The following is a 12707-nucleotide window of genomic DNA, read 5'->3' as shown; positions in this document are numbered from 1 at the left end:
CCGCCGCCGGCCGGGTGCCACGGAGCGGGAAGGCAGTGCGGAGGCGGACGGCATGACCGACGACATACTTCGGATGCGCGGCATCACCAAGACGTTCCCGGGTGTCAAAGCCCTGCAGGACGTCAACCTGGTGGTGAAGCGAGGCGAGATACACGCGATCTGCGGGGAGAACGGCGCCGGCAAGTCGACGCTGATGAAGGTCCTGTCCGGCGTGTACCCCCACGGCTCGTACGACGGCGAGATCGTCTTCGACGGCGAGCCGTGCCGCTTCTCCGACATCAGGGACAGCGAGAAGCGCGGCATCGTGATCATTCACCAGGAGCTGGCGCTCAGCCCGTACCTGTCGATCGCCGAGAACATCTTCCTCGGCAACGAGCGGACCAGCCGCGGCCTGATCGACTGGAACCGGACGAACGCCGAGGCCGCCGAGCTGCTGGAGCGGGTCGGGCTGCGGGAGAACCCGGTGACGGCCTCGATGGACATCGGGGTGGGCAAGCAGCAGCTGGTGGAGATCGCCAAGGCGCTCTCCAAGAAGGTCAGGCTGCTCATCCTCGACGAGCCGACCGCCTCGCTCAACGACGAGGACTCCGCGCACCTGCTCGACCTGCTGCGCGGGCTGCGCGAGGAGGGCATCACCTCGGTGATCATCTCCCACAAGCTGAACGAGATCCGGGCCATCGCCGACTCGACCACGATCCTGCGCGACGGCCGGACGATCGAGACCCTGGACATGAGCGACGACCGGGTCAGCGAGGACCGCATCATCTCGGGCATGGTCGGCCGCGACCTGGAGAACCGCTTCCCGCCGCACGAGCCGAAGATCGGCGAGGAGGCGCTGCGGATCGAGGACTGGACCGTGCACAGCCCCAGCCAGCACGGCCGCGTCGTCGTCTCCGGCGCCAACCTGACGTTGCGCCGCGGCGAGATCGTCGGCCTGGCCGGTCTGATGGGCGCCGGGCGCACCGAGCTGGCGATGAGCGTGTTCGGCCGCAGCTACGGGGTCGGCATCTCCGGCCGCGTCTACAAGGACGGCCGGGAGATCCAGCTCCGCACGGTCGGCGAGGCGATCGGCCACGGGCTCGCGTACGCCACCGAGGACCGCAAGCGCTACGGGCTCAACCTGATCGAGGACATCAAGCGGAACGTCTCGGCCGCGGCGCTGAGGAAGCTGGCGAAGCGCGGCTGGGTCGACGACAACAAGGAGTACCAGGTCGCCGACGACTTCCGCGAGAGCATGAACATCAAGGCTCCCAGCGTGCTGTCGGTCACCGGGAAGCTCAGCGGCGGCAACCAGCAGAAGGTGGTGCTGTCGAAGTGGATCTTCACCGACGCGGACGTGCTCATCCTCGACGAGCCCACCCGGGGCATCGACGTGGGTGCCAAGTACGAGATCTACTCGATCATCAACCAGCTCGCCGACCAGGGCAAGGCCATCTTGGTCATCTCCTCGGAGCTTCCCGAGCTGCTCGGCGTCTGCGACCGCGTCTACGCCATGTCGGCCGGTCGCATCACCGGTGAGGTCTCCCGGGCGGAGGCCACCCCGGAGCGGCTCATGCAGTTCATGACCAAGGAAAAGGAGTAGGGAGCACGATGAGCAGCGGTCAGGTCCCGGCAGGTGGAGTCGCCGAACCCGCAGGAAAGACCGGAGCACCGCCACCGGGCGGCGGCGACCTTCTGGCGGTGCCCGCGAAGGCACCGGGAGGCCGTTTCTCCTTCAACCTGCGGCAGAGCGGCATCTACATCGCCTTCGCGCTGGTCATCGTGCTGTTCTCCGTCCTGACCGACGGCAGGCTGCTCAGCCCGCAGAACATCTCGAACATCATGGTGCAGAACTCCTACATCCTGATTCTCGCGATCGGCATGATCCTGATCATCATCGCCGGGCACATCGACCTGTCGGTGGGCTCGGTGGTCGCGGTCACGGGCGCGGTCGCGGCCGTGCTGATGGTCGACATGGACGTGGCCTGGCCTCTGGCCCTCCTCGTCACGCTGGTCGTCGGCGCGCTGATCGGAGCCTGGCAGGGCTACTGGATCGCCTACTTCGGCATCCCGGCGTTCATCGTGACGCTGGCCGGAATGCTGATCTTCAGGGCGCTCACCCTGACCGTGCTCGGCAACCAGGGCATCGGCCCCTTCCCCGACGAGGTGCGCACCCTCGCCAACGGCTTCGTGCCCGGCCTCTTCGGCAACATCGGCCTCGGCCCGCTCGGCGGCGCCGACGTGCTGACGCTGCTCATCGGCCTGGCCGCGGTGGCCGGGATCGCCGGCACGCAGTGGCGGGCCCGCCAGGCGCGGCTGGGCTACCGGCAGAAGGTCGACGCGCTGCCGCTGTTCTTCCTGAAGATCGGTGCCGCCGCCGCGGTGGTGATGGTCATCATCGTGCAGCTGGCCAGGTTCAAGAACCTGCCCTGGGTGCTGGTGCTCCTCGCGGCCCTCGTCCTGGGCTACACCCTCATGACCAACCGCGCCGTCTTCGGCCGCCACATCTACGCCATCGGCGGCAACCTGAACGCGGCGAGCCTGTCGGGCATCAAGGTCAAGTCCGTCACGTTCTGGCTCTTCGTCAACATGGGCGTGCTCGCCGCGGTCGCCGGGATCATCTTCGCCGGGCGGCTGAACCAGGCGGGGCCGACGGCGGGCAACAGCTTCGAGCTGGACGCCATCGCGGCCGCGTTCATCGGCGGCGCCGCCGTCCAGGGCGGCGTGGGCAAGGTGGTCGGCGCGCTCACCGGCGGTCTCATCATGGCCGTGATCAACAACGGCATGTCCCTGATCGGCGCGCCCAGCGAGCAGGTCCTGCTCTTCAAGGGCCTGGTCCTGCTCGCCGCCGTGGCCCTCGACGTGTGGACCAAGCGCCGCGCGGGCGCGACACGCTGACCTTCCACATCGGCCTCACCCCCTCCGCTCCTTCCGCCCCCTGCCCGCCGGACACCCCGGCGGGCAGGGGGCGGACCCGTCTGTGACCACGGTGATCCCCTTCGGCGGGCACCGAGGCCCCTTCGGCGACCGTCGGGTGTGGGGGTCCCCGCCCGGGGTAAGCGAGTGGTCTCGGCCGGTAAGAGGGGACACGGATGGCGATCGACTCGGTGGGCATGTGGATCGCGGTCATCGCGCTGGTGGTGGTGCTGCTCACCCTCGACTTCGTGGTGGCGGCGCGCCGGCCGCACACGGTGGGCATGCGCGAGGCCACCGCCTGGACGGTCTTCTACATCGGCGTGGCCATCGCCTTCGGCCTGGTCCTGTGGTGGCTGGCCGGGTCGGGCCTGGCGACGGAGTACTTCGCCGGGTGGATGGTGGAGAAGAGCCTCTCCGTCGACAACCTCTTCGTCTTCGTCATCATCATGGCGCGGTTCTCGGTGCCCGAGGAGCACCAGCAGAAGGTGCTGCTCTTCGGCATCGCCACCGCCCTGGTGCTGCGAGCCGTCCTCATCGCGGTCGGCGCCGCGGCGATCGCCCTCTTCTCCTTCACGTTCCTGATCTTCGGCCTGCTGCTGATCTGGACGGCGATCCAGCTCGTCCGGCACCGGAACCAGGACCCCGACGTCGAGAGCAACCCGCTGATCCGGCGCGCGGGCAAGGTGCTGCCGGTCAGCGACGACATGCACGGCGGCAAGCTGGTCGCCCGCGAGAACGGCAGGCGGGTGGTCACGCCGCTGTTCCTGGTCTTCCTCGCCATCGGGAGCACCGACCTGCTGTTCGCCCTCGACTCCATCCCCGCCGTCTTCGGCGTCACCCAGCACCCGCTCATCGTCTTCGCCGCCAACGCCTTCGCGCTGCTGGGGCTGCGCGCCCTGTACTTCCTGATCGAGGGCCTGCTCGAACGCCTGGTCTACCTGTCGATCGGCCTGGCGGTCATCCTCGGCTTCATCGGTCTCAAGCTCATCCTGACGTTCCTGCACGAGGACGTCTCGAAGTCCTTCCCCGAGGTCCCCACCCCGGTCTCCCTCGGAGTGATCTTCCTGGTCCTGCTGGTCACGGTCGTCACCAGCCTGCGGCGGGTGCGCAACCACCCGGAGGAGCGCGCCCACGCGGGCACCCTGCACCGGATGCGCCGCAAGGACGGCAAGCAGGGCCGGGAGCAGGGCCGACAGCAGGGCCAGGGACAGGGCCGGAGTCAGGGACAGGCTCAGGAGGGCCGTTCCGGCGGGCGGGGATCCACCGACGACTGAGACGCGGGCGGGCCGGACGGGCGTACGGGGGCGGGCCGCCCCGCCCGGCGGACGAGCGGCCGGGCAGGGCGGCGGACAGACCTGTGAGCGGGCGGGCCGCCGCTCAGGCCAGGCAGCGCAGGGCGGACCTGAGCCCGCGGTCGAGGGGGTGGTCGTCGGGCAGGCGCCCGACCGTCGCCTCCACGAACACCGGGACCGGCAGCAGCTCGCTCGTCCCGTCCGCGTGCACCCGGACCCCGTCGGCGGTCGGCTCGGCCCGGACCTTCGACTCCTGCTCGGCGAGCACGAACACCCCCACCCGGGCCCGCCACCGGGCCCGCTCCTCCGCCTCGCCCTCCGCGACCGGCGCGCCGACGTCGTCGGCGTGGGTGGCGTACTCGGAGGCGTAGTGGAAGGTCTGCGACCCCACCGGGTACGGCCCGGCGAAGGTCGGCAGCAGCGCCTCGTGGCCGAGGGCGCGCATCCGCTCGCGCGTGTCCCCGTTCTCCCGCCGCCACTCCTGGAGCACCGTCCCGACCGGAACGCCCCGGCGCCTCTCCACGCACCACTCGTTGAAACCGTCGAAGCCGCCGTCCACCCCCTCGCGCCGGAGCATCGCGGTGAAACCGTCGATGTCGTCGTCCAGGCAGGCGTGGTTGTACAGCTCCTCCCCCGCCAGGTGCCCGAGCACGTCCCGGACCGACCAGCCGGACGCCCGCGAGGGACGGCCCCAGCCCTCCGCGTCGAGTCCCCGGAAGAAACGGTCGAGACGTTCCGCCTCGGCGTCGAACAGGTCGAACGGGTCGAGGCCCGCCAGTGGATCCTTCGATTCGTCGGTCATGCCCCAGCCGTACCCGAAGAACGGCGAACATCTCCCTGACCGGCGGTTCCGGGTGCCGTCCCGCTGTCCGGCCCGCGGTCGGACCGCTGCCTGGACGTCTGCGGCGTCAGCACCGCCCCCGGCGCGCAGGCGCGCATCCGGGACCGCCACGGCGGGACCGACCGGCGCCGGCCCTTACGATGACCACCGGCCCCCGCCCACCTGCGCCGGTCGTCCGGGGAGGGGCCACCGATCAGTCCTCGTCCTCGTCGTCGTCATCCTCGTCGTCTTCGTGGTCCCGGGAGTGCTGGCGGCGAGGCCCCTGGTCCCGGCCGTCCGGCTGGAAGACGAACCCCGACTCGCGCAGGAAGGCGATGAGCGGCCCGTCGGAGGCGAGCCTGCCCTTCCGCCGCGCCTCGGACAGGTCCCGGACGAGCCTGCTCAGCTCGTCGTGCGCCTTCTCGCTCTCGCCCCGCTGAAGGGCGCGGGCCGCCTTGACGATCCTCTTGCGGATCTCACGGGCCACCCGGCGGTCGATCTTCCCCTGGCGCTCCTGGTCGGTGACCGCCCGGTGGAAGGCGGGCAGGAGCTCCTGCCATCCCCGTGCCGCCGTCGACCGCACCGGTGCCGGGGACGGCGTCACGGACGCGCTCCGCGAGACGGCCGGTGCGGGTGACGGCGACACCGGCCGTTCCGGGGAACGCGTCCCGGACGGTGCCGCCGCGATCGCGGACGGCACCGCCGTGGTGACCCGCCCCGCCGGGTCCGACGGCACCAGCGCCCAGACGGCGGTCGCCACCAGCACGGCCACCGCACCCAGTGCGATCGCGACGGACCGTCCGGACGACCGCCCCCGCGCGAGCGCGGAAAGGACACCGGACTCAGGCGTCGCGGGCGCGGGCACCGGTCCCGGCGTGATCCCCGATGACACGGTGTCGTACGTGGACGTCGGCGTCGGCGGTGCTATGTCTTGGCGGGCCGCGTCGGCGAGCCGGCGGACCACCTCTCCCCCGGCCGGCCGCGCGGCGGGATCCTTCTCCAGCATGGCCAGGACGAGCCGCTCCAGCTCCGCCGGGACGTCGGGCCGGTACCGCCTGAGCGGGTCCGGCCGGTCGTGGACGTGCCGGGAGATCACCTCGGTGGCCGGGCCGACGAAGGGGGGCCGCCCGCACAGCAGCTCGTAGCAGACGCAGCCGAGCGCGTACAGGTCGGAGGCCGCCTCTCCCGGCTCGCCGAGGATCTGCTCGGGAGACAGATAGGCGGCCGTGCCGATGACGCTCCCCGCCGAGGTGAGCCGCATCGCGGCCTCGGTCGCGACCCTGGCGGTGCCGAAGTCGAGGACCTTGAGCGCGCCGCCCGCGCCCAGGTGCAGGTTCGCGGGCTTGACGTCGCGGTGCACGACCCCGGCCCGGTGCGCGGCGTCCAGCCCGAACGCCGCCTGCCCGGCCAGGTGGCACGTCTCGGACACGCCCAGCGGCCCTCGCGCGGCCAGCTCGGCGGCGAGGTCCCGGCCGGTCAGCAACTCCATCACCAGGTACGGCCGCCCCTCGTGCTCGCCCATGTCGAGCACCGTCACCACGTTGGGATGGACGACGCGCGCGACGGTCCTGGCCTCCCTGGCGAACCTCTCGCGCGTCGCGGCGTCGGCCACCGCCGGTGACAGGATCTTGACCGCCACCGCCCAGCCCGGCCGCAGGTCGTAACCGCGCCAGACCTCGCCCGTACCGCCACGGCCGATCAGCTCGTCCAGCCGGTACCGACCGGCGAGCACGGCCGCCGCCCCCTCCCGATCCTCCACGTTCCCCCGCAAACGATTTCGAGCCCGACAATCGGCACCCAACTATAGAAGGGGGGCTCTCCGCCGGACGCGCGTTCGCCCGGGTCGACGACGAGATCGCTCACGCCGGTCGCGTCCGGGTTCCCGCGTACCGCCACGCCGACCGGCCGGCCGGCAGGACGGACCCGGGGTCCGGGGAACGCGGCACCGGCGTGACCCACCTGCCGCGTGGCGGCCGGTACGGAACGTGAGCGTGATGGATACTGACGGTCATGCGCGTCGACTTCGATCCCGAGGCCATGGGGGGAGCGACTTTCTTCCGGTTCATGACCTCGGTCGTCGTCCCGCGTCCGATCGCGTGGGTCTCGACCGTCACCCCCGACGGAGCGGTGGAGAACCTCGCCCCGCACTCCTTCTTCAGCATCGCCAGCACCGATCCGCCGATCGTGCAGTTCACTTCGATCGGCCGCAAGGACTCGCTGCGCAACGTCGAGGACACCGGGGAGTTCGTCGTCAACTTCGCCTCCGAACCGCTGCTGTATCCGATCCGCGACACCGCCACCGACTTCCCCCGGAGCGTCAGCGAGTTCGGGTTCGCGGGGATCGAGCGCGAGGCCAGCCGCCACGTACGGCCGCCCCGGGTGGCCGCCTCCCCCGTCGTCCTGGAGTGCCGTTCGCACACCACCCTGCGCATGGGCAACTCCACCCTGGTCTTCGGCAGGGTCTTCCTCGCGGCGGTGCACGAGGAGTACCTCGTCGACGGCCGGCCCGACGCCGGGCGGCTGCGCCCGCTGACCAAGCTCGGCGGCGACGAGTGGGGAACGCTGGGCGACGTCCTGCACCTGAGGCGCATCCCCTACGAGGAGCCGCCCCCCGGATGACCTCCCGAGCCCGGCCCTCCCGGCGTTCTCCGGTGACCGGGAGAACGCCGGAAGCCCCGAAAGCGGCGTGCGCCTCCGGGACTCCGGGACTCCGGGACTTCGGGCCCCGAGACCCCTGGACCTCAGGCCCCTGGGACCCCGGGACCCCGGCCGTGGTGCTCAGCCGGCGTTCGCCCGGTCTCCCTCCGCGTTCACCGGGCGGTAGCCGAGGGCGATGAGGCCGGTGTCGAACGTCGTGTTGTCCACGAGCTCCAGGGTCGCCTTGACGTTCTCCCCGCGGAAGAGCCGCTGCCCCTCGCCGAGGATGACCGGGGAGACCATGAGCCGGTACTCGTCCAGCAGGCCGTGCTCCATGAGCGTGTCCGTCAGCCGGCCGCAGCCCCAGATCATGATGTTCCCGCCGGGCCGCCCCTTCAGCTCGGTCACCGTGGCGACCAGGTCGTCACCGTGGACGATGGTCGAGTTCTCCCACCCGGCCTTCTCCAGGGTCGAGGAGACCACGTACTTCTCGATGCGGTTCACGTGGTCGGCGTAGGGGTTGCTCATGCCGGGCCAGGCCTGGGCCATGCCCTCGTAGGTGACCCGTCCCAGCAGCAGCGCGTCGCAGCCGAGCGTGAGGTCCATGGCGTACGCCTGCGACTCCCCGTTCGAGTACTGCATGGACCACAGGTGGGGGTTGTCGATGAAGCCGTCGAGCGTGGTGTGGGTCATGGCGATGATCTTGCGCATGGTTTCCTCCGTGTCGTTCGCGTCAGGTATCAGGTGAGAGAAAGCACTCAGGTGACGTACGGGCTCCTGGTCCGGGCGTCGCGCAGGGCGCGGGCCCACCAGGTCAGCCGGTCGAGCGTGTCCCGCACCGCGGTGTTGCACTCCGCGGTGGCCTTGGGCCAGCTCCCGTCGGGGGCGAAGAGCTCCCAGTAGCGGGGAAGGGTGACGGCGTCGCGGATGGCCACGGCGTGCAGTTCGGTGAAGACCTGCCGGAGCTGGTCGACCGCGTGCAGGCCGCCGGAGTCCCTGCCGTAGGCGACGAAGGCGACGGGCTTGGCCTGCCACTCCTCGTAGTACCAGTCGATGGCGGTCTTCAGCGGGGCCGGAAAGCTCCGGTTGTACTCGGGGGTGACCACGACGAAGGCGTCGGCGGCCGCCAGCCTCGGGGCCAGCGCGGCCACCTCGGCGGGGGCGGGGTCGTCCTGGTCGCCGAGGGTATGCGGCAGGCCGGTCTCGGCCAGGTCGATCAGGTCGATCTCCAGGTCGCCGCGCCTGCGGGCCCTGGCGGCGAACCAGCCCGCCACGGTGGGCCCGAACCGGCCGTCGCGGGTGCTCCCGATGATGACCGCCAGCCGCAGCCGCTCGTCCTCCCGCATCTCCGTACCTCCCTCGTGCCCGTCCCCGGTCCGACGTGTTCCACCATGCCGCACCCCTTTTACGGAAAAGCTCCCGTCGTCTTACGGCCGGGCCGGGGAGCGCGGGAATCCGTCGTAAGGCGGTGAGCGCGCGGCGTTATCGTGGCCTTCATGCGTTTCGGGGTGCTTGGGCCACTGGCCGTGTGGACGACCTCCGGCGAGCCGGTGACGGTCCCCGGGCTGAAGGTCCGCGCCCTGCTCGCCGATCTCCTGGTCCACGAGGGACGCCCGGTGCCCGCCGACCGGCTGATCGACGACCTGTGGGGCGACGACCCGCCGGGCAACCCCGCCGCCGCCCTGTCGGCCAAGGTCTCGCAGCTGCGCAGGGTGCTGGAGGACGCCGAACCCGGCTGCCGGGACCTGGTCGTCCGCCATCCCGCGGGCTACGTGGTGAGGGCCGACACCGACGCGGCCGTCTTCCTGCGCCTGCTCGGCGAGGCGGCCCTCGCCGGGGACCCGCCGGCCAGGGCGGCGCTGCTGGAGGACGCGCTGGCGTTGTGGCGCGGTCCCGCGTTCGCCGACTTCGGCGACGAGCCGTTCGCGCGCCCCGCGATCGCGCGGCTGGAGGAGCGGCGGCTGACCGCGCAGGAGGACCGCGCGGAGGTACGGCTGGAGCTGGGCGAGCACGTCCGGCTCGCGGGGGAACTCGGCGACCTGCTCGCGGCGCACCCCCTCAGGGAACGGCTGCGCGCCGCGCACATGCGTGCCCTGTACCGGTCCGGGCGGCAGAGCGAGGCGCTGGACAGCTACGAGGAACTGCGCGCCCTGCTCGCCGACGAGCTGGGCCTGGATCCGGGCACCGACCTGGCCGCCCTGCACCGGGCCGTCCTCACCCAGGACCCGGCTCTGGCCGCGCCCGGCGCCCTCCCGGACAGGCCCGGCGCCCTCCCGGACAGGCCCGGCGGACCCGGCGGACCCGGCGGACCCGGCGGACCCGGCGGACCCGGCGGACCCGGCAACGGCAGGCCCGGCGGGAATCTCCCGGTGCCCCTCACCGGCCTGATCGGCAGGGAGGAGGCCGTCACCGGCGTCCGCGCCCTGCTGGAGACCGAGCGGCTGGTGACGCTCACCGGGCCCGGCGGCGTGGGCAAGACCCGCCTGGCGATCGAGGTCGCCGGGCACCTGACCGGCCCGGAGACGCTTTCCCCGGCCCACTCGGTCCCCTCCGGCGAGGTCTCCTTCACCGGCCTCTCCTCCGGCAGCGCGCATGACGGCGTATGGCTGGTCGAGCTGGCCGCGCTCGACCGTCCCGGCGACGAGGACGCGGTCCACCGGCTGGCCGAGACGATCATGACGGTGCTGGACGTCCAGGACGCCGCGGGCGGCACCGGGCCGGTGACCGCCGCCGACCGGCTCACCGGGGCGCTGCGCTCCCGGCGGCTGCTGCTGGTGCTGGACAACTGCGAGCACGTCGTCGAGCCGGTCGCCGAGCTGGCCGGGCTGCTGCTGCGCGCCGCCCCGGGGCTGCGGATCCTCGCGACCAGCCAGGAGCCGCTCGCCCTGCCCGGCGAGGTGGTCTGGAGCGTCCCGCCGCTGGAGGTCCCCGGCCGGGCCGCCGACGACCTCCCCGCGCTGGAGCGGACGGGTTCCGTACGGCTGTTCGTGGCGCGCGCGTCCGCGGCGGCCCGGGGGTTCGTCCTGGACGCGGACACCGCTCCGGCGGTCGCGGCGCTGTGCCGCAGGCTGGACGGCATCCCGCTGGCGCTGGAACTGGCCGCGACGAGGGTGCCCGCACTCGGGGTGCACGGTCTCGTCGCCCGCCTGGACGACCGGTTCCGGCTGCTGGCCACCGGGCACCGTGGCGTACCGCCACGCCAGCAGACCCTGACGGCGATGATCGACTGGAGCTGGGAGCTGCTGACCGACGCCGAGCGCGCCGTCCTGCGCCGCCTCGCCGTGCACGCCGACGGCTGCGCCATGGACGCCGCCGAGGCCGTCTGCGCGGGGGACGACATCCCGGCCGAGGACGTGCTCGACCTGGTGGCACGGCTGGTGAACCGGTCGCTGGTGGTCATGGTGGACGGTGCCGACGGGCCGAGGTACCGGTTGCTGGAATCGGTGGCGGCGTACTGCGTCGAACGCCTCCAGCGGGCCGGGGAGTACGAGCGGGTGCGGCGGCTGCACCTGCGCCACTACATCGGCCTCGCCGAGCGGGCCGCGCCCCGTCTCCAGGAGGCGGACCAGCGGCTCTGGCTGCGGCGCCTCGACGCCGACGCCGCCAACCTGCGCGCCGCGCTGAACGCGGCCGTCAGGAACGGCGACGCGGACGGCGCGCTGCGTCTCGTCGGCGCGATGGCCTGGTACTGGTTCCTGCGAGGCCGGCTGACCGAGGCGCACCGGTCCCTGGCGGCGGCACTCGCCGTCCCCGGCGCCCCCTCGGCCGCCGTCCCCCGGGACCACGAACCGGACACGGGCGGCGGCCCCGGAGTCCCAGAGGGCGTCTCGTTCGCCGCGCTCCGGGCCAGGGCCCTCACCTGGAAGGCCGCGGTCGAGTTCCTCCGGGGCGAGGTGGCCGCCGCCGACCGGGAGAGGCTCCGCCGGGCGGCCCTGGAGGCGTACGAGGACGCGGGCGACCCCGGCGGGCGTGCCAGGGCGTGGTGGATCCTCGCCTACGCGGGGCTCGACCTCGGCGACCTGTCCGTCGCCGGAGACCTGCTGGAGCGGGCGCTCCCCGCCTTCGAGGCGCTCGGCGACCGGTGGGGGACGGCCGCGGCCCTCGCGCTCCGGGCCAAGCTCGCGCACGTGCGCGGCGACCTCGGCGGGCTCGAACGCGACGGCGGGCGCAGCGCGCGGATCTTCGGCGAGCTCGGGGAGCGCTGGGGACAGCTGGAGGCGAGCGGCTGGCTCGGCGCCCTGGCCGAGATGACCGGTGACCTCGACCGGGCCGAGCGGCTGCAGCGCGACGGCATGCGCCTGGCCGAGGAGCTCGGGCTGTGGACGGAGTTCGCCGGGCGGCTGGGCTGGCTGGGCTGGATCGCGCTGCAGCGCGGCGACCACGCGCGGGCGATGGAGTCGAGCGAGAGGTCGCTGCGGATCACCATGGAGCAGGGACACCAGGCGGGGCAGACCTTCGCCCGGATGGGACTGGCCTTCGCCGCGCGCAGGGACGGCCGCCTCGACGTCGCGGAGACCCACCTGCGCGACGTGCTGGACCGCACCCCGCCCGGCACCGGGGAGCCGCCTCCGTACCTCCCGATGATCGTGACCGAGCTCGGCTTCGTCGCCGAGCAGCGCGGTGACGCGGCGACGGCCCTCACCCTGCACCTGTCGGCCCTCGACCTCATGGCCAGGTTCGACGGGATCAGGGACATGCCGGTCGTCGTGTACGGCCTGGCCGGGGCCCTCGCCGCCGCCGGGCACCACGACCGCGCCGCCCGGCTCCTGGGCGCGAGCGCCGCGGCCCGCGCGTCGAACTCCGTGCCCCTCGCCCCGATGGAGCGCGGTGACGTCGACCGGATCACCGCGCGGGCCCGTGACGCGCTGGGCGAGGAGCGCTTCGCCGCCGAACACGAACGCGGCACCGCGCTCACGCCCGAGCAGATCAGGTCCACGGCCGTCCTTCCGGACGCCTCCGTGACCTCCCCGGTTCCCGGCCGGGAACACGCGCCCCCGCCGGACCGGGGAGGGCAGCCGGCCTTCGGGACGAGCGAATCGATCCGGTGATGGATTACCAGAGCC

The 12707-nt window shown here is 72.7% G+C and carries 9 protein-coding genes; 5 read left to right on the top strand and 4 right to left on the bottom strand.

All coding sequences use genetic code 11. The annotated features are described in order from the left end of the window. The first annotated feature begins 52 nt into the window (after positions 1-52). The 3 genes from mmsA to ACFYWM_RS14395 all read left to right on the top strand — a co-directional run bounded on the left by mmsA (position 53) and on the right by ACFYWM_RS14395 (position 4169). Positions 53-1582 carry a multiple monosaccharide ABC transporter ATP-binding protein gene (gene mmsA / locus ACFYWM_RS14405; RefSeq protein ID WP_389913918.1) on the top strand — a complete coding sequence of 510 codons (1530 nt, stop codon included), beginning with the start codon at positions 53-55 and terminating at the stop codon, positions 1580-1582. A gap of 8 nt (positions 1583-1590) precedes the next feature. Beyond that, complete coding sequence (mmsB, locus tag ACFYWM_RS14400) at positions 1591-2877, top strand: multiple monosaccharide ABC transporter permease (protein ID WP_389913915.1); 1287 nt, start codon at positions 1591-1593, stop codon at positions 2875-2877. A gap of 194 nt (positions 2878-3071) precedes the next feature. Next, positions 3072-4169 carry a TerC family protein gene (locus ACFYWM_RS14395; RefSeq protein ID WP_389913912.1) on the top strand — a complete coding sequence of 366 codons (1098 nt, stop codon included), beginning with the start codon at positions 3072-3074 and terminating at the stop codon, positions 4167-4169. 103 nt (positions 4170-4272) lie between these two features. On the opposite strand, the gene ACFYWM_RS14390 is transcribed toward ACFYWM_RS14395, so the two are convergent. Together ACFYWM_RS14390 and ACFYWM_RS14385 are read right to left on the bottom strand one after the other, a co-directional pair. Continuing rightward, positions 4273-4989 carry a maleylpyruvate isomerase family mycothiol-dependent enzyme gene (locus tag ACFYWM_RS14390; RefSeq protein ID WP_389913909.1) on the bottom strand — a complete coding sequence of 239 codons (717 nt, stop codon included), beginning with the start codon at positions 4987-4989 and terminating at the stop codon, positions 4273-4275. A 232-nt stretch (positions 4990-5221) separates the two neighbouring features. Continuing rightward, positions 5222-6766: a protein kinase gene (locus ACFYWM_RS14385; protein WP_389913906.1), complete on the bottom strand. Its 1545-nt coding sequence runs from the start codon at positions 6764-6766 to the stop codon at positions 5222-5224. Positions 6767-7017: 251 nt separating this feature from the next. On the opposite strand from ACFYWM_RS14385, the gene ACFYWM_RS14380 reads away from it, so the two are divergent. Next, entirely contained in the window at positions 7018-7626 is a 609-nt protein-coding gene (locus ACFYWM_RS14380) for a flavin reductase family protein (protein WP_389913903.1), read from the top strand. 159 nt (positions 7627-7785) lie between these two features. Here the strand turns inward: ACFYWM_RS14380 and ACFYWM_RS14375 are convergent, their stop codons facing one another. Both ACFYWM_RS14375 and ACFYWM_RS14370 read right to left on the bottom strand, forming a co-directional pair. After that, a complete protein-coding gene (locus ACFYWM_RS14375) occupies positions 7786-8355 on the bottom strand; it encodes a dihydrofolate reductase family protein (RefSeq protein ID WP_389913901.1) in 570 nt (189 codons plus the stop codon). A gap of 47 nt (positions 8356-8402) precedes the next feature. Continuing rightward, a complete protein-coding gene (locus ACFYWM_RS14370) occupies positions 8403-8990 on the bottom strand; it encodes an NADPH-dependent FMN reductase (RefSeq protein ID WP_389913898.1) in 588 nt (195 codons plus the stop codon). Positions 8991-9140: 150 nt separating this feature from the next. Here ACFYWM_RS14370 and ACFYWM_RS14365 point away from each other — a divergent pair, with 150 nt between their 5' ends. Then, positions 9141-12692 (top strand): BTAD domain-containing putative transcriptional regulator, encoded by a 3552-nt coding sequence (locus ACFYWM_RS14365; RefSeq protein WP_389913895.1) that lies wholly within the window; start codon positions 9141-9143, stop codon positions 12690-12692. Positions 12693-12707: the final 15 nt, after the last annotated feature.

Origin of the sequence: Streptosporangium sp. NPDC002721, assembly GCF_042888905.1 — a bacterium.
Classification (GTDB): Bacteria; Actinomycetota; Actinomycetes; order Streptosporangiales; family Streptosporangiaceae; genus Streptosporangium.
The sequence above is the reverse complement of the archived record's forward strand: the minus strand, read 5'-3'. Positions and strand labels throughout refer to the sequence as shown.

Coding starts and splice junctions, on each gene's coding strand:
- mmsA (WP_389913918.1), top strand. CDS start 53: ATGACCGACGACATACTTCGGATGCGCGGCATCACCAAGACGTTCCCG.
- mmsB (WP_389913915.1), top strand. CDS start 1,591: ATGAGCAGCGGTCAGGTCCCGGCAGGTGGAGTCGCCGAACCCGCAGGA.
- ACFYWM_RS14395 (WP_389913912.1), top strand. CDS start 3,072: ATGGCGATCGACTCGGTGGGCATGTGGATCGCGGTCATCGCGCTGGTG.
- ACFYWM_RS14390 (WP_389913909.1), bottom strand. CDS start 4,989: ATGACCGACGAATCGAAGGATCCACTGGCGGGCCTCGACCCGTTCGAC.
- ACFYWM_RS14380 (WP_389913903.1), top strand. CDS start 7,018: ATGCGCGTCGACTTCGATCCCGAGGCCATGGGGGGAGCGACTTTCTTC.
- ACFYWM_RS14375 (WP_389913901.1), bottom strand. CDS start 8,355: ATGCGCAAGATCATCGCCATGACCCACACCACGCTCGACGGCTTCATC.
- ACFYWM_RS14370 (WP_389913898.1), bottom strand. CDS start 8,990: ATGCGGGAGGACGAGCGGCTGCGGCTGGCGGTCATCATCGGGAGCACC.
- ACFYWM_RS14365 (WP_389913895.1), top strand. CDS start 9,141: ATGCGTTTCGGGGTGCTTGGGCCACTGGCCGTGTGGACGACCTCCGGC.